The following is a 16,526-nucleotide window of genomic DNA, read 5'->3' as shown; positions in this document are numbered from 1 at the left end:
GCGATTGGCGGGAGCCACTCTGGCGACGCAATGCTCAGGGACCGGACGGCGGTTGCCAGTCGTCCGGGGCCGGCCAGCGCCCGGCCTCCTGCAACAGAGCGATCATCACGGCCACTTCGCCCTGCTCCCACACCAGCTGCATGTGCTCTGGCTTGAATAGCAATGGCGCCTGCTGCTGCATCCATTGGGCGTCGCGCAGTCGCCGCAGCCATTGGCCGCGATCAGCAGGTTCGGCATGCACGCTCAGGCCGCGCAGTCCGACCCAATGGAAGACGAGTAGATCGCTGCGCGCCATCAACCCGAACACGGAACGGCAGGCCGCCAGACGCGCCGCAGGAATTGCCTGCCGGGGAGAACACAGCTTGAGAAAGCCAACCAGCGGCGGCATTTGCGGCATGGCATTGGCGGCAACGATTGCCATGTCACCTGGCGTACCCGGGCCGTCCAGACCCATCGCCTTGCCAATCGATTCCGCCGCCTGCGCGCACGCGGGCGTCGTCGGAGGCGTTCCGATGGACTGCGCGGCGAGCTGTGCGGTGTCACCGTAATGCACATCGATTCGCGGCGCGGCCGCCGCCTTTCGCAACAGCGTTTCGGCCAGGCGGAGATCGCCGCGCCGCATCGCCGCGTCCAACGCCATGAGCCAGGCCGCGGCGTTGTCGGGTTCGACCCTGAGCCAATGTTCGATCGCCGCGTCCTGGTCGCAGTCTTCGTCGCGGCTGCATCGCGTCGCACTCAGCCACGCCGCCAGAGCATCGTTGGGCGCACTCGCTGCGATGTCCGCGAACACGGAAAGCGCCTTGATGCCTGCATCCGACTCCCCTGCGAGGCTCTGCCGCAACAGTGCCGCACCGAGACGATCGCGTGGTTCGCGGCTGTTCTCCAGTGTCGCGATGCGTGCGGTTACCGACGCAGTGTAATCACGTCCGCATTGCGCGAATTGCAGTTCGGATGGCGAAGCGAGGCCCCCGCTCGCCATTGCGGTGGGCGCGGTAGCGGGCAATGCGGGCTTCGTTGCCACCGCATTGGGATTCACGACGTGGCCCACCTCTGTGACCGCCGCGCCACCGGACGGGAACTCATCGCCTTGCGCGCCTCGCAATACCGCAGCCGTCACGGGACGCTCTTGCTGCCAGAACCACGCCCCCAGGAGTACCGCGCCCAGACCTAAACCCAGGCACCACTTCCACTTGTTGCTCATGCCGCTCCATCGATGCTGGTCGACGGATCAGCATAGCGCTCGGCCACGAACAGCTTCAGCCGTTCCGCCGCGGTTTCCACCTGTGCGACGTGCGGCAGGATGCCCGACCACTCGCCGACCTGGCTCGCGGTTTCCAAATCCGCGGCGGCATGCGCGAGTTCGCTCGCGCCGACCAGGCGCGCGGCGCCCTTTATCTTGTGCGCCTGACGGGTGATCGCGGGAATGTCGCCGCCTTCGCGACACTGCGCGAGCTGCGCCAGATCCTGGGTGGTGGCGTCGAGGAAATCGCGCAGCACCGCGCCGGTTTCGCCGTCGTCGCCGCCGCTGAGTTCGTGCAATGCGCTGTAGTCGAGCAGCGGCGGCGTGGCTTCGAGTTGCGGGAAGCCGGTGAACGCCAGCGCCTCGCTGGCGTTGGCCGCTTCCATCGCGGCGACGTCCTCCGCACCGACCACCGGCGCGGTGTGCGGCAGCCAGCGTTGCAAGGCGGTGGCGAGCGCGGCGACGGCGACGGGTTTGGCGAGGTAGTCATCCATGCCCGCGGCCAGACAACGCTCGGCTTCGCCCTTCAGCGCGGAGGCGGTGAGCGCGATGATCGGGGTGCGCGTCAGGCCATGCCGGCTTTCCTCTTCGCGGATCTTGCCGGCCAGCGCGTAGCCGTCCATGCGCGGCATGTGCACGTCCGACAGCACCAGCGCATAGCGGCCGCTGCGCCAACGCTCCAGGCCTTCCACCCCGTCCTCGGCCGCTTCGCTGGCGTAACCGGCGAGTGCGAGCTGGCGCGCGATCACCATGCGATTGGTGGGATGGTCGTCGACCAGCAGTATCAGGCTGCGTTCGCGCTCGGCCCGTTCCATCGACGGCAGACGGCGTGGGGTGAAGGCCGTTGTCTTGCCCACCGCCAGTTGCTCGGTCGGCAATTCCGCCGCCGATGCGCGCGGCAGGGTGATCGCCAGGCGCATGGTCGTGCCGATCTGCGGCACCGAATCCATCGTCACCAGCCCGCCCATCAGTTCCGCCAGACGCGCGCAGATCGCCAGGCCCAGGCCGGTGCCGCCGTAGCGACGCGTGGTGTCGCCTTCGGCCTGCGCGAACGGCTGGAACAGACGCTGCTGCGCCTCAGCGCTCACGCCGATGCCGGTGTCGGTCACACGGAAGCTCAACAGGTCCGCGCCGAGCCCGCCGTTGTCGGCATGATCCGCGACGGTGGGCGCGGCATTGCCGCGCCATTCCAGCGCGACTTCCACGCCGCCCTTGGCAGTGAACTTGATGGCGTTGGAAAGGAAGTTGCTGAGGATCTGGCGCAGACGCAGCGCATCGGCACGATGCGCGGGGCCGAGGCGGCTGTCGATGTCGCAGGTGAGAGTGAGGCCCTTGCTCGACGCGGCACCGATGTAGTTCGCCATCGTGCTGCGCACTACTGCGCCGAGATCGACCACGCTGGGCGAGATCTCCAGCCGCCCGGCCTCGATCTTCGAGAAGTCGAGAATGTCGCCGATGATCTGCAGCAGCGATTGCGAACTCTGTTGGATCACGTTGAGCGCATGGCGCTGGTCGTGATCGAGCTTGGAATGCGCGAGGATTTCGATCATGCCGGTCACGCCGATCATCGGCGTGCGGATCTCGTGGCTCATCGCGGCGAGGAAGGACGACTTGGCGCGGTTGGCGTCCTGCGCCCGGGTCTCGCTGGCACGCAGCTCGGCTTCCAGTTGCTTGATACGGGTGAGATCGACAATCACGCCGAGCAGGCCGTTGCCACCATGCAAGGCGTCGGGAATCACCGCCAACGCCAGCAGCACGTGCACGATGCGGCCGTCGCGATGCAGCATTACGGTTTCGGACGGCGGCAAACCCAATTCGGCGGCGCGACGCAGCGCACGCCAGTCCGCCGGTACGGCTTCGCCGGTCTGCTCCTGCAACAACTTGGCCAGCTTCTCGTAGCTCTCGCCGGGCACCAGCGCCGGCGCGAAGTCGCCGACGCTATCGAGCGAGGGCGCGTCCTTGCCGAGGAAGTCTTCGGCGCGGTGACCGAACAACCGCTCCGCGCCCGGGTTGAACAGGAAGTAGCGGCCCAGGCTGTCGATCGCCGCGATCGCGGTCGGCGCCGCGTCCATCAGCGAGCGTTGCAGCGCTTCGCGACGCGCGAGTTCGGCATTGACGCGTTCGTTGCGGGCGAGCTGCGCGGTGAGTTCGGTCTCGAAGCCAAGCACGTCGTTGCGCATGCCCAGGAACGCCTCGGTGACCATGCCCAGTTCGCCGGTTTCGGGCAGGTAATGCGGCATTGCGGTGTAGTCGTGCTTGCGCATGCGCCGGGCGAGGAAGGTCAGGCTTTCCACACCGCGATAGGCATTGCGCAACACCTTGCGTCCGATCAATGCGATCACGAACAGCGCGCCGAGCGAAAGACCGATGCGCACGGTGCTGACGCGACGGTTGTCGCGCAGGTTGTCGCTCACCACGGCATCGGCCCGGCTCGTCGCCAGATCGGACAACAACTTTATTCGCAGGGTGACCGGATCGATCGCCGGGAACAGCCGTGTGTCGGCGAAGCGACCGAGTGCGCCGATGTCCTTGCGCTGCAGGATGGTGCGCAGTTCGGCGACGGCCGCGTCGGCGGCGACGCGTTCCTTGCTGGCCGCGCGGAAATGCACTTCCTCTTCCGGCGTGCGCGGCAGGCGCGCGAGCGATTGCCAGCTGCGGTCGATGCGCGCGCTGGCGGTATCGACGGCCGCGACGCCTTCCTCCCAGGTGATCAGGTAGTTCCGGGTACGGAAGGTCGTGCCCACGATGTCGATGCCGTAGGCGTCCGACACCGACTTGAGCTCACGCAGGCCGAGCAGCGATTGGCCGCGCAGCGCGAGCAGGGATTCGCGCGCCTTGTACTGCGCGATCTCGTCCAGCACCAGCACGGTGCCGCCGGTGAGTAGGAACAGGCTGAAGAGGAACCAGAGTTGATGACGGATGCCGAGCTTCATGACGGCCCCCGTTCGCGTTCAGTGCTCGGGGCGACGCCAACGCGCGAGCGCCGTAGTCAGTTCATTGCCCGGCACCGGCGGCGAGATCAGGAAACCCTGGGCCATGCCGCAACCCAGCTCGGCAAGCATCTGCCACTCCTCCACCGTTTCCACACCCTCGGCAACGACGTCGAGCTGCAGCTTGCGCGCCAGATCGAGGCTGGCTTCGATCACCGCACGCTTGCGCGGTTGCGCCGCCGCCCCGGACACGAAGCCCTGATCGATCTTCAATTCGGTGAAGGGGATGTGCGAGAGCTGCGCCAGCGACGAGTAGCCGGTGCCGAAGTCGTCGATTGACAGGCCGAAACCCTTCAGCCGCAGGCGCGCAAGCACGCCCAGGCCGCGCGCGGCATCGGCCATCACCGAACTCTCGGTGATTTCCAGGATGACTTCGTTGGGTTCGATGTTGTGCCGGCGCACGATGTCCTGATAACGATCGGCGGCGGTCTCATCGGCGAGCAGCTGCGGCGACACATTGATCGCCAGGTTCAGGCGCAGGCCGCGCTGGTCCCACATCGCCTTCCAGCGGCAGGCCTGCACAAGCATGTGATCGGTGAGTTCGCCGACCAGGCCTTCGCGTTCGAATAACGGAATGAAGTTAGCCGGACGCACAATGCGGCCGTCGTTGCGGCGCCAGCGCGCCAGCGCTTCAACCGCGACTGGTCGGCCGTTGCCGAGTTCGACCTGGGGCTGGAACCACGGTTCGATCTCGTTGTTGGCCAGCGCTTCGCGCGCGGCCTCGACGGTGACTTCGACGAATTCATCGGCGTCGTAGTCATGCAGGTTTTCGTCGTAGCTGGCCAACACCGACGCGAGCTTCTCGCGGGTCAACGGCTTCTCGACGCTGCCGAGCACGCGCAATCCGTAGGCGCGGGCCATGGTCTGCACGGTGTTGAGCAGGGCGGGATCGAGTGCGCTGGCGACGATGACGGCGCGCGCGAGCTGGCGCTGCGCGACGTGGCCGATGAATTCGATCCCGTCCATGCCGGGCATGTCGAGATCGACCAGCAACACGTCGGGGGGATCGTTGTTGCCTTCGAGCAGGTGCAGGGCGCTGCGTCCGTCGGACGCCTCGCTGAGTTCGGCCAAGCCGAGGTCCGTCAGCAAGCGCAGCGCCATGCGGCGCTGGAAGCCGTGATCCTCAACCACCATCACGCTCAGATCCGCCAAGGACATCCGGTCCGCCCCCCGTGAGCTGGCCCGCCGCGCGCCGCAGGCTGCGACGCTTTCGGCCCCACCCGGCCTGGGGGCCACTTTAGCCCTGACGACGGGCCGGTGCGAATGACCATCCGGCGGCGCGAATCGGGCGCCGCCGGGTGGCCGTGTTCAGCGGATCAGCGGGTTATGGCCACTTGGGCGGATTGGCGAGCCAGGCGGCCTGGACGTCCGCCAGCGTGGCGCGGTCCTGCTCGCGCCAGTCCGGCAGCAGCCGGGCGAAGTTGGCCGGGTCGCGCCACAGCTGCGGTTCGGTGCGGACCGCGGCGGCATACCACTGCACGGCCTCGTCCTTGCGGCCGCTGGTCCACAGGGCGAGCGCCATGGTCGGCGGCACCCAGCTGGGCGTGGCACGGCGGGCGAGCACCAGCTTCTCCCATTGCGCCAGCGCACCAGCGGCGTCACCGCTGCGGAACAGGTCCCAGCCGTAGTTCCACTGAAGCGGACGCCACAGCGCGTCGTTTTCGGGAATGCGGGCCTGCGAGCGCTGGTAGAGCTCCTTACCCAGGTCGATGCGCCCGCTGACCATGGCCAGGTGGGCGAGCTGGGCGTGTTCGCCCTTGGCCTGCGGGTTGCGCTCGATGGTCTTGAGCAGCTTCCTCATGGCCGGGTCGCCGGTCTCCTTGATCACGACGATCGGACGGGTCGTGGTGGGATCGGCGTCGAAGTAGAACTCGGCCGGACGCGGCTGCGCTTGCGCGAACGCGCTACCGGCGGTGGTCAGTCCTGCGAGCAGCAGGCAAAGCGAACGAATGGACATGATTTGTGGCCCCCTGTAACCCAAGTATGTTAGCGCCGCAGCCGCGGCCGGACGTGACCTGCCTGCAGGGGCGCTTTGCCGACTTTGGCCATTCGTGACACCCGACACGCGTGCGAGGCCGTTCCGGGTGCCTCCGGGCTTTGTAGAGCGGAGCTTGCTCCGCTGCTCTTGGCAGTGATTCCCGTAGATCCGCGCCCGCGCGGATCGCCTTCGGTCCCAGCAAGAGCGATCCGCGCCGGCGCGGATCTACGCAAGTCTGAGCAGCGGACCAAGCTCCGCTCTACAAGGCAACAGCGGCTACACGAAGAACACGTTGCGCTCGGGCACTGCGGCACGCGTCGCGGCAGCCGTGCGCGCCAAGGCTTCGATCGCTTCCCACTCGCCCGCAGCAACCAACCGTGATGGCGTCAGCCACGAACCGCCGACGCAGGCCACGTTCGGCGTGGCGAGGTAATCGCGAGCGTTGTGTGCGCTGATTCCACCGGTGGCGCAGAAGCGCACTTCCGGCAATGGCCCGTGCAGCGAACGCAGCGCGGCGACACCACCGGCGGCCTCGGCCGGGAAGAACTTCTGGTAGACAAAGCCCTGTTCGGCGAGCGACATCACTTCACTCGCCGAGGCCGCGCCCGGCAGCCACGGCAGTTCGATGTCCTTCGCGGCCGCCAGCAACGCGGGCGTGGCACCGGGCGACACGGCGAAGCGCGCGCCGGCCTGCTGTGCATCGCGCAGATCCTGCGGGCGGCGCACGGTGCCGACCCCGACGATCGCACCTTCGACTTCCTGTGCGATCGCACGCACCGCCGCGAGTGCGGCTGGCGTGCGCAAAGTGACTTCGATTGCGGGAATGCCGCCGGCCACTAGTGCGCGCGCGAGCGGCACCGCGTATGCGGCGTCTTCAATCACCACCACCGGAATGACCGGCGCGGCGTGCAGTACGGATTCGATCAGGCCCATTTCGAAATTTCCTTATCAAGTCGTCGTGCCGAACGCAGCGAGGAGACTGCTCCGCTCCTTCGCCGAGTCGTTGCAGCTCCTGCTGCGTTCGGCACGATGGCTTGGTGTGTATTGCGATATGTCCGCGCGCTTTTGATGTCCCTCTCCCTGTCGCGAAGCGACGGGGAGAGGGTGTCCGAAGCTTCCTTCGGGCGTCCGGCCTGCGGCCACCTTCTCCCCGCACGCGGGGAGAAGGGCAAGCGCAGCCCTCGGCGTGATGACTACGCCACGTTGAAAATCCCTCCACCCGCATCCGCCGCAACCGCGGCATTGCGGAACACTGCAAACAGATCGCGGCCCATGCCGACCTGGCCCGACGACAAGTCCGCACTCGCGGTTTCGCGCACCGCCCATTCGTCGCTATCAACCAGCACGTCCAACGCCCCGGCATTCGCATCCAGCCGCAGCACATCACCATCGCGCAGCTTCGCGATCGCCCCGCCGCAGGCCGCCTCCGGGCTGACATGAATTGCCGCCGGCACCTGTCCCGACGCGCCCGACATCCGACCGTCGGTGACCAATGCAACGCGATGGCCTTTCTTCTGCAACACCGACAACAGCGGCGTGAGTTGATGCAATTCCGGCATGCCGTTGGCGCGCGGCCCCTGGAAGCGCACGACCACCACCAGGTCGCGATCGAGTTCGCCGCGCTCGAACGCGTGCTTTACCTGCTGCTGATCGCTGAACACCCGACACGGTGCCTCGATCACGAAGCGATCCTCCGGTACCGCCGAGATCTTGATCGCGGCCGACCCCAGCGGGCCGCGCAACACGCGCAAACCACCATCAGCACGGAACGGCGCGGCGACCGGACGCAGGACGGAGAGATGGTCGCTGCGCCCGATCGCCGGCACGTAGGTCAACCCGTGGTTCTCGTCGAAGCGGGCTTCGACGCGATAGCGCGCCAGGCCCGGACCGGCGACGGTTTCCACATCGCCATGCAGCAACCCGGCATCGAGTAGCTCGCCGATCACGAACGCAATGCCGCCGGCCGCATGGAAGTGGTTCACATCGCTGCTGCCGTTGGGATACACGCGCGCCAGCAGCGGTACCGCGTGCGACAAGGTCTCGATATCGTCCAGACGCAGCTCGATGCCCGCCGCAGCCGCAATCGCGATCAGATGCAGCAGGTGATTGGTGGAGCCGCCGGTCGCGTGCAGGCCGACCACGCCGTTAACGATGCTGCGTTCGTCGATCAGTCGACCGATCGGGCGGTAATCGTTGTCGAGGGCGGTGATCGCGGCGGCGCGCTTGGCCGCCTCCGCGGTCAGCGCGTCGCGCAGACGCGTATTCGGGGCGACGAAACTCGCACCCGGCAGGTGCAGGCCCATCAACTCCATCAGCATCTGATTGGAGTTGGCGGTGCCGTAGAAAGTACAGGTGCCAGGGCCGTGATAGCTCTGCGCTTCGGCTTCGAGCAGTTCCTCGCGCGTGGCCTTGCCCTCGGCATAGCGCTGGCGCACGCGCGACTTCTCATCATTCGGCAGGCCCGAGCTCATTGGGCCCGCGGGCACGAATACGGCGGGCAGATGTCCGAAGCTCAGCGCGCCGATCAGCAACCCGGGCACGATCTTGTCGCACACGCCCAGGTACAACGCGGCGTCGAACATGTCGTGCGACAGCGCGATCGCGGTGGACAACGCGATCACTTCGCGCGAGAACAGCGACAACTCCATGCCGTCGCGGCCCTGGGTCACGCCGTCGCACATCGCCGGCACACCGCCGGCGACTTGGGCGGTGGCGCCGACACTGCGCGCGGCGTTGCGAAGCAGGAACGGGAAGCGCTCGAACGGCTGGTGCGCCGAGAGCATGTCGTTGTAGGCGGTGACGATACCCAGGTTCGGCGCGACGCCGTTGCGCAGCGCGGCCTTGTCGTCCGGCGTACACGCGGCGAAGCCGTGGGCGAGGTTGCCGCAAGACAAGGTGCGGCGATGCGGTCCGCTGTCCGCGGCCGCGTCGATGCGGGCGAGATAGGCGGCGCGACGTGCGCGGCTGCGTTCGACGATGCCCGCAGTGACGTCGGCGATGACCGGATGCAGCGTGCTCATGACAAGGCTGCTCCCCGTTGCGGCACGGCATCGTGCGCCGCGGCATGGCCGCCATGAGCTTCAACCTGCGCGGGCATGGCGTCGGGACACCAGAACAGCCTTGGCGGCACCGGCGCGCGCGCGAGCAGCGCGCGAATCGGCAATTTGCAGCGCGCGTCGGCGACGGCGGCGTCGAACACGCGGCGCTTGGCGTCGCCTTCGATGTGCAGGTATAGCGATGGCGCGGTGCAGATCGCGCTCAGGGTCAGGCTCATGCGCGGCTCCGGTGCGTTTGCGCTACGCACTGCCAGCACCGGCGCGCGGCCGACCGGCTGCAATCCGATATCGCGGCGGTCCGGATCGAGATCCGGGAACAACGAAGCTATATGGCCGTCTTCGCCCATGCCCAGCACCACGACATCGAGCGGCAGCTGGTGTGCGACGGAAGTCAGCACCGCCTGCAACGCACGCTCGGGCGTGGCCACGGGGCGGAACAGCGGCAACAACTGCGCGGCGGCGGCCGCGTGCTGGAACAGATGTTCGCGCAGCAGCCGTTCATTCGAACGCTTGTGCACCGGTGGCACCCAGCGTTCGTCGACCGGCAGCACGCGCACGCGCGACCAGTCGAGTTGCTGCTGCGAGAGCGCGGCGAAGAAGCGCTGCGGCGTGGTGCCTCCGGAGAACGCCACCTTGGCGACGCCGCGCAGCGCGATCGCGCAGCGCAGGTCGTCGGCGACATTGCTAGCCAGCGCCGCGGCGAGCGTAGCGCTGTCGCGGTAGCGGGAATCGGCGAACACGGGGAGGGTAGGCATGATCACGGTCAGATGCTCACGCCGCGTCTTCATGCCAGGTCCTGCCGTCGCGTTCGATCAGCGCCACCGCCGCGCTCGGGCCCCAGGTGCCGGCGGTATAGAGCTTGGGCGTGTCGGTGCCGGCTTCCCACGCGGCGCGGATCGGGTCGATCCACTTCCACGCGGCTTCGACTTCGTCGCGGCGCATGAACAGCATCGGGTTGCCGCGCACCACGTCCATCAGCAGGCGCTCATAGGCATCGGCCTGACGCCCACCGAAGGCCTCGGCGAAGCTCAGGTCCATCGGCACGTGACGCAGGCGCAGGCCACCGGGACCCGGCACCTTGTTCATCAGCCACATGGTCACGCTCTCGTCTGGCTGCAGGCGCAGCACCAGGCGATTGGGGGCGAGTTCGCTAACGCCTTCGAAGATCGAATGCGGCACCTGGCGGAAAGTGACGACGATTTCCGACTCGCGCTGCGGCAGGCGCTTGCCGGTGCGTAGGTAGAACGGCACACCGGCCCAGCGCCAGCTGCGCACTTCGGCCTTGAGCGCGACGAAGGTTTCGGTGCTGGAGGGGCTGCCGAGTTCGTCCGCGTAACCCGGCACCGCGCGGCCTTCGGCGGCGCCTTCGCGGTACTGGCCGCGCACGACGAATTGACTGGCGTTGCCGCGATCGATCGGACGCAGCGCGCGCAGCACCTTGAGTTTCTCGTCACGGATCGCGTCGGCATCGAGCGACGTCGGCGGTTCCATCGCCACCAGGCACAGCAGCTGCAGCAGGTGGTTCTGCACCATGTCGCGCAATGCACCGGCGCGGTCGTAGTACGGCGCGCGCCCTTCTACGCCCACCGTCTCGGCGACCGTGATTTGCACGTGGTCGATGTGCTCGGCGCGCCACAAGGGTTCGAACAGCGCATTGCCGAAGCGCAGCGCGGTGAGGTTCTGCACCGTTTCCTTGCCCAGGTAATGATCGATGCGGAAGATCTGGCGCTCGGCGAAGACCTTGCCGAGTGCGTCGTTGATCGCAGCGGCGCTGGCGCCGTCGGTGCCGATCGGCTTTTCCACCACCACGCGGGTATCGGCATCGATCAACTGCCACGCGGCGAGCTGCTCCGCCGCATTCGCATACAGCTGCGGCGCGACCGCGAGATAGAACACCCGCACCCGCGATTCGCGGCGCATGTCCTGCGCGAACTCGGCCCAACCATCGTCACTGGCCAGGTCCAGGCGCAGGTAATGCAGCAGCTGGAGAAAGCCTGCCAGCGCGGCGCCGCCGCCGGGCTCGCGCTCGGCCGAAGCGGACAGCGCCGCGCGGACCTGCTCCCGATACGCCTCGTCGCTGCGTGCGTCGCGGGCGATACCGACGATGCGCGTGCCGTCGACGATCTGTCCGTCGCGGTAGCGATGGAACAACGCCGGCAGCAGCTTGCGCAGGGCCAGGTCGCCGGAGCCGCCGAAGATCACCAGGTCAAACGGAGGGAGAGGGGAGGAGTGAGCCGGGTGGGCGGCGGATCCGACGGGGACAACGAGCGTCATGAGGCAGGTCCGGTGGCAGTGACCGAACCATACCAGCGTCGATACCACTTGCATACCACTTCCCATTCATTTGCCGGTCGTGGTCCGCAATTGGTATTGTTTTTTGATGAACAGCTACCTGGTCGCCGAGTTCCAGCGCCAAGCCGAGGCCCGCCGCGCGCCGGCCTACCAGCATCTGCGCCGGACCCTGCAGCACGCCATCGAGAACGGCTCGCTCACCCCGGGCCAGGCCCTGCCGGGTGAACGCGAATTGGGGAAATTGCTGGACCTGTCGCGGGTCACCGTGCGCAAGGCCATCGCCGGCCTGGTCGCCGACGGCCTGCTGCTGCAGCGCCATGGCGCCGGCACGTTTGTCGCCGAACGCATCGTCAAGTCGTTCTCCAAGCTCACCAGCTTCACCGACGACCTGCGCGCGCGCGGGCTCGATCCGCAGTCGGTGTTTCTGGAGCGCGGCGTCGGCGAGGTCACCCCAGAAGAAGCGATGGGCCTGAATGTCTCGCCGGGCACGCAGGTGGTGCGCTACTACCGGCTGCGCACCGCCGGCAACCAGCCGCTGGCGCTGGAACGCACGGCCGTGCCGCAGACGGTGCTGGTCGACCCGGCCGAAGTCGGCAATTCGCTGTACGAAGCCTTCGCCGAACGCGGTATCCGCCCCGCCCGCGCGTTGCAGCGCCTTCGCGCGATCGCCTTCGACGCCGAACAGGCGCGGCTGATGCAGCTGCCCGAAGGCAGCCCGGGCCTGTTCATCGAACGCCGGACCTTCCTCGAAGACGGCCGGGTGGTCGAATTCACCCGTTCGTTCTACCGCGGCGATGCCTACGACTTCGTCGCCGAACTGCACCGGGAATAGGCGAAAAGATCCGCCATCGCGGCCGCAGCGGCGTAGCCTTGTCACATGCGCGCGCCGCACATCGCCGCAACACACGCCACCGCACGGAGAATCGGCATAAGCCCGAAACCGCGGGTGGACCCGCGCGGACTGCTACAATTTGTGAATCCTCGTTCGGTACTTCCTCGCGACGCCCTCCCCGGTCGTGAGGCGTAATACCGCGCGCACCGCTAGCCACTCCGCGGCCCCCGCCGCGCCGGAGCCACGCATGACCAGCACCGCCGAACTCAGTTCGCCTTCCTCGGCCAACACTTCGCTCACCAACTCGGTGGTCGATCCCGACTACACGCTGGACCACAAGTACAGCCGCGTCGAAGGCCGCATCTATCTGAGCGGCGTGCAGGCGCTGGTGCGTCTGCCGCTGATGCAGCGCCTGCGCGACCAGGCCGCCGGTCTCAACACCGCGGGCTTCATCTCCGGTTACCGCGGCTCGCCGCTCGGCGGCTTCGACATGGAGCTGTGGCGCGCGAAGAAGCATCTGGAAAACGCCGGCGTGAAGTTCACCCCGGGTCTCAACGAAGACCTCGGCGCGACGATGGTGTGGGGTTCGCAGCAGACCAACCTGTTCCCGGGTGCCAAGGTCGATGGCGTGTACGGCATGTGGTACGGCAAGGGTCCGGGCGTGGATCGCTGCGGTGACGTGTTCAAGCACGCCAACGCCGCCGGCACCGGCAAGCTCGGTGGCGTGCTCGCGCTCGCGGCCGACGACCATGCCTGCCGTTCTTCGACGCTGCCGCACGGCTCGGAACACGAATTCGTCAGCGCGATGATGCCGGTGCTCAACCCGGCCGGCGTGCAGGACATCATGGACATGGGCCTGATCGGCTGGGCCATGTCGCGTTACACCGGCCGTTGGGTCGGCTTCAAAACGATCGCGGAAACGGTGGAGTCGTCGGCGTCGGTCGACGTCAATCCGCTCGCGCTCGACATCGTCATCCCGACCGATTTCGAGATGCCCGAAGGTGGCCTCAACATCCGCTGGCCGGATCCGCCGCTGAACCAGGAAATGCGCCTGCACCAGTACGCGGTGAAGGCCGCGCAGGCGTTCGCGCGTGCGAACAAGATCGACCGTCTGGTGATCGATTCGCCGAACGCGCGTCTGGGCATCATCACCACCGGCAAGTCCTACCTCGACGTGCTGCAGGCGCTGGAATACCTCGGCCTCGACGCGCGCGCCTGCGCCGATCTGGGCATCCGCGTGTACAAGGTCGGCATGACCTGGCCGCTGGAACCGGTCGGCCTGCGCAACTTCGCGCGCGGCCTGCAGGACATCGTGGTCGTGGAAGAGAAGCACGCCTTCATCGAAAGCCAGATGAAGGAATCGATGTACAACTGGGACGGTGGCCAGCGTCCGTCGATCGTCGGCAAGTACGACGAATCCGGCGAATGGATCCTGCCGTCGACCGGCGAACTCACCCCGGCGCGCATCGCCGGCGTCATCGCCAAGCGCATCCAGCGCTTCCACAACTCCGAGCACATCGAGAACGTGCTGCGCTGGATGGCCGAGAAGGAATCCGAACTCGCCCTGCCGCGCGCGCAGTTCCCGCGCGTGCCGCATTACTGCTCGGGCTGCCCGCACAACACCTCGACGGTGGTGCCGGACGGTTCGCGCGCGCTCGGCGGTATCGGTTGCCATTACATGGTGACCTGGATGGACCGCAAGACCGACACCTTCACCCACATGGGCGGCGAAGGCGTGACCTGGGCGGGCCAGGCGGCGTTCACCGACACGCCGCACGTGTTCCAGAACCTCGGCGACGGCACGTATTTCCATAGCGGTTCGCTGGCGATACGCCAGTCGGTCGCCGCCGGCGTCAACATCACCTACAAGATCCTCTACAACGACGCGGTCGCGATGACCGGCGGCCAGCCGGTCGACGGCACGCTGACCGTGCCGCAGATCGCGCACCAGGTGCGCTCGGAAGGCGTGCACACCATCGTGCTGCTGTCCGACGACATCACCAAGTGGAACAAGCGCGAGCTGTTCCCGAGCGACGTGGAGTTCTACGACCGCAAGGAACTCGACGCGGTGCAGAAGCGCCTGCGCGAGATCAAGGGCGTGTCGGTGCTGATCTTTGATCAGACCTGCGCCACCGAGAAGCGTCGTCGCCGCAAGCGCGGCAAGATGGTCGATCCGCAGAAGCGCGTGATGGTGAACAGCCTCGTGTGCGAAGGCTGCGGCGATTGCGGCAAGAAGTCGTTCTGCGTGTCGGTGCTGCCGAAGGAAACCGAATTCGGCCGCAAGCGCGAGATCGACCAGTCCAACTGCAACAAGGACTACAGCTGCGTCAACGGCTTCTGCCCGAGCTTCGTCACCGTCGAAGGCGGCTCGCTGAAGAAGAAGAAGGGCTCCTCGGCCAAGGATCGCCTCGCCGATCTGCCGATGCCGGTGATGCCGTCGCTCGAACAGCCCTGGAACATCCTGCTCACCGGCGTGGGCGGCACCGGCGTGGTCACCATCGGTGCGCTGCTCGGCATGGCCGGGCACCTCGAAGGCAAGGGTTCGACCGTGCTCGACCAGACCGGTCTGGCGCAGAAGGGCGGCGCCGTCACCACGCACATCCGCATCGCCAAGACCCCGCAGGACATCCACGCGGTGCGCATCGCCGCCGGTGAAGCCGACCTGGTGCTCGGCTGCGACATGGTGGTGGTGAACGACTACTGGGTCCTGTCGAAGGTCCGCACCGGCCGCACCAACGTCGTACTCAACAGCTACGAAGCAATGCCCGGCACGTTCACCACGCGTCCGGACATGCAGTTCCCGGCCACCGATATCGTCGCCGCGATCCGCAAGGCGATGGGCAACGACGAACAGGCCGGCGAGAAGCTGTCCATCGTCGACGCCACCCAGCTCGCCACCGGCCTGCTCGGCGATGCGATCGCGACCAACCTGTTCATCCTCGGCTACTCGTGGCAGAAGGGCCTGGTGCCGATCGCGTTCGATTCGCTGATGCGCGCGATCGAACTCAACGGCGCCGCGATCGAAATGAACAAGACCGCGTTTGCCTGGGGCCGCCTCGCCGCGATCGATCCGACCGCCGTCGCCGAAGCCGCGGGCCTGATCCGCAACGCGCCGACCGCGGCCGAAGCCACCCCGCACGAACTGCCGATGCTCAAGGCCGGCGAGTGGGAAGGCCACGAGTGGGGCGCGAATGCCGCACCGCTCAAGACCCGCGACAGCGACGAGCTGCGTCACGTGCCGGCGCATGCCAGCAACGGCGACAACGTCGCGTTCCTGCCGCTCGACGACGCGCGCCTGTCGCGTTCGCTCGACGAGCTGATCGCGCGTCGCATCACCTTCCTCACCGACTACCAGGACGCCGCCTACGCCAAGCGCTACAGCGACTTCGTGGCCAAGGTGCGCGAGGCCGAGGAGAAGAAGGCCGCGGGTTCGAACGACTTGACTGAAGCCGTCGCGCGTTACGCGTTCAAGCTGATGGCGTACAAGGACGAGTACGAAGTCGCGCGCCTGTACACCAGCGGCGATTTCCAGAAGAAGCTGGCCCAGCAGTTCGACGGCGACTACAAGCTCAAGTTCCACCTCGCTCCGCCGCTGCTGGCGAAGAAGGATGCGGAAGGCCATCTGATCAAGGGCGAGTACGGCCCGTGGGTGTTCACCGCGTTCAAGTGGGTGGCGAAGTTCCGCAAGCTGCGCGGCACCGCCTTCGACATCTTCGGCCGCACCGAGGAGCGCAAGATGGAGCGCCAGCTGATCGTCGATTACTTCAAGACGGTGGAAGGCCTGCTCGGCAAGCTGGATCGCGGCAATGTCGATCTGGCGGCGGAAATCGCCAGCATTCCGGAACACATCCGCGGCTACGGCCACGTCAAGGAAGACCACTTGCACAAGGCCAAGACGCGCGAGGCCGAGCTGCTGAAGGAATGGGACAACCCGCTGCGGATTGTGAAGGTGGCTTGATCGCGGTTGTTACGCGTTAACGTTGTCGCGCATTGATGAAAAGCCCCGCTTCGGCGGGGCTTTTTCTTTTCCCTCATCTCTGCGCTGCGCCGTGCCCTTCCTTCTCCCCGCTTGCGGGGAGAAGGTGCCCGCAGGGCGGATGAGGGGGAGCGAGCGCAGCGAGGTGCCTTGCTTTGCTGG

The 16,526-nt window shown here is 67.0% G+C and carries 10 protein-coding genes; 2 read left to right on the top strand and 8 right to left on the bottom strand.

Annotation, left to right across the window (positions count from 1 at the left end):
* Nucleotides 1–34: 34 nt before the first annotated feature.
* The 8 genes from ACYVGK_RS01405 to zwf form a co-directional block, all read right to left on the bottom strand.
* On the bottom strand, nt 35–1,201 hold the full coding sequence (locus tag ACYVGK_RS01405) for a tetratricopeptide repeat protein (RefSeq protein WP_460731442.1): 1,167 nt from the start codon (nt 1,199–1,201) through the stop codon (nt 35–37).
* A complete protein-coding gene (locus ACYVGK_RS01400) occupies nt 1,198–4,173 on the bottom strand; it encodes a PAS domain-containing hybrid sensor histidine kinase/response regulator (RefSeq protein WP_460731441.1) in 2,976 nt (991 codons plus the stop codon). The genes ACYVGK_RS01405 and ACYVGK_RS01400 overlap by 4 nt, the downstream gene beginning before the upstream one ends.
* An 18-nt stretch (nt 4,174–4,191) precedes the next feature.
* On the bottom strand, nt 4,192–5,388 hold the full coding sequence (locus ACYVGK_RS01395; protein WP_460731440.1) for an EAL domain-containing response regulator: 1,197 nt from the start codon (nt 5,386–5,388) through the stop codon (nt 4,192–4,194).
* Nucleotides 5,389–5,554: 166 nt separating this feature from the next.
* Nucleotides 5,555–6,187 carry a tetratricopeptide repeat protein gene (locus ACYVGK_RS01390; RefSeq protein WP_460731439.1) on the bottom strand — a complete coding sequence of 211 codons (633 nt, stop codon included), beginning with the start codon at nt 6,185–6,187 and terminating at the stop codon, nt 5,555–5,557.
* A 297-nt stretch (nt 6,188–6,484) separates the two neighbouring features.
* Entirely contained in the window at nt 6,485–7,141 is a 657-nt protein-coding gene (gene eda, locus ACYVGK_RS01385) for a bifunctional 4-hydroxy-2-oxoglutarate aldolase/2-dehydro-3-deoxy-phosphogluconate aldolase (protein WP_460731438.1), read from the bottom strand.
* Nucleotides 7,142–7,401: 260 nt separating this feature from the next.
* A complete protein-coding gene (gene edd / locus ACYVGK_RS01380; RefSeq protein ID WP_460731437.1) occupies nt 7,402–9,228 on the bottom strand; it encodes a phosphogluconate dehydratase in 1,827 nt (608 codons plus the stop codon).
* Nucleotides 9,225–10,052: a 6-phosphogluconolactonase gene (gene pgl / locus ACYVGK_RS01375; RefSeq protein WP_460731436.1), complete on the bottom strand. Its 828-nt coding sequence runs from the start codon at nt 10,050–10,052 to the stop codon at nt 9,225–9,227. Before pgl ends, edd begins: the two co-directional genes overlap by 4 nt.
* Nucleotides 10,036–11,538, bottom strand: coding sequence for a glucose-6-phosphate dehydrogenase (gene zwf / locus ACYVGK_RS01370; RefSeq protein WP_460731435.1), 1,503 nt, complete (start codon nt 11,536–11,538; stop codon nt 10,036–10,038). The genes pgl and zwf overlap by 17 nt, the downstream gene beginning before the upstream one ends.
* 106 nt (nt 11,539–11,644) lie before the next feature.
* On the opposite strand from zwf, the gene ACYVGK_RS01365 reads away from it, so the two are divergent.
* Complete coding sequence (locus tag ACYVGK_RS01365) at nt 11,645–12,388, top strand: GntR family transcriptional regulator (RefSeq protein ID WP_460731434.1); 744 nt, start codon at nt 11,645–11,647, stop codon at nt 12,386–12,388.
* 247 nt (nt 12,389–12,635) lie between these two features.
* The gene (locus ACYVGK_RS01360; RefSeq protein ID WP_460731433.1) at nt 12,636–16,346 is read left to right on the top strand and encodes an indolepyruvate ferredoxin oxidoreductase family protein; all 3,711 of its coding nucleotides are present in this window, start codon (nt 12,636–12,638) and stop codon (nt 16,344–16,346) included.
* Nucleotides 16,347–16,526: the final 180 nt, after the last annotated feature.

The organism is Lysobacter tyrosinilyticus (genome assembly GCF_054779815.1).
The sequence above is the reverse complement of the archived record's forward strand: the minus strand, read 5'-3'. Positions and strand labels throughout refer to the sequence as shown.

Bases quoted from the DNA above. Each gene is read 5' to 3' on its own strand.
- ACYVGK_RS01405 (WP_460731442.1), bottom strand. From the start codon at position 1,201: ATGAGCAACAAGTGGAAGTGGTGCCTGGGTTTAGGTCTGGGCGCGGTA.
- ACYVGK_RS01400 (WP_460731441.1), bottom strand. From the start codon at position 4,173: ATGAAGCTCGGCATCCGTCATCAACTCTGGTTCCTCTTCAGCCTGTTC.
- ACYVGK_RS01395 (WP_460731440.1), bottom strand. From the start codon at position 5,388: ATGTCCTTGGCGGATCTGAGCGTGATGGTGGTTGAGGATCACGGCTTC.
- ACYVGK_RS01390 (WP_460731439.1), bottom strand. From the start codon at position 6,187: ATGTCCATTCGTTCGCTTTGCCTGCTGCTCGCAGGACTGACCACCGCC.
- eda (WP_460731438.1), bottom strand. From the start codon at position 7,141: ATGGGCCTGATCGAATCCGTACTGCACGCCGCGCCGGTCATTCCGGTG.
- edd (WP_460731437.1), bottom strand. From the start codon at position 9,228: ATGAGCACGCTGCATCCGGTCATCGCCGACGTCACTGCGGGCATCGTC.
- pgl (WP_460731436.1), bottom strand. From the start codon at position 10,052: ATGAAGACGCGGCGTGAGCATCTGACCGTGATCATGCCTACCCTCCCC.
- zwf (WP_460731435.1), bottom strand. From the start codon at position 11,538: ATGACGCTCGTTGTCCCCGTCGGATCCGCCGCCCACCCGGCTCACTCC.
- ACYVGK_RS01365 (WP_460731434.1), top strand. From the start codon at position 11,645: ATGAACAGCTACCTGGTCGCCGAGTTCCAGCGCCAAGCCGAGGCCCGC.
- ACYVGK_RS01360 (WP_460731433.1), top strand. From the start codon at position 12,636: ATGACCAGCACCGCCGAACTCAGTTCGCCTTCCTCGGCCAACACTTCG.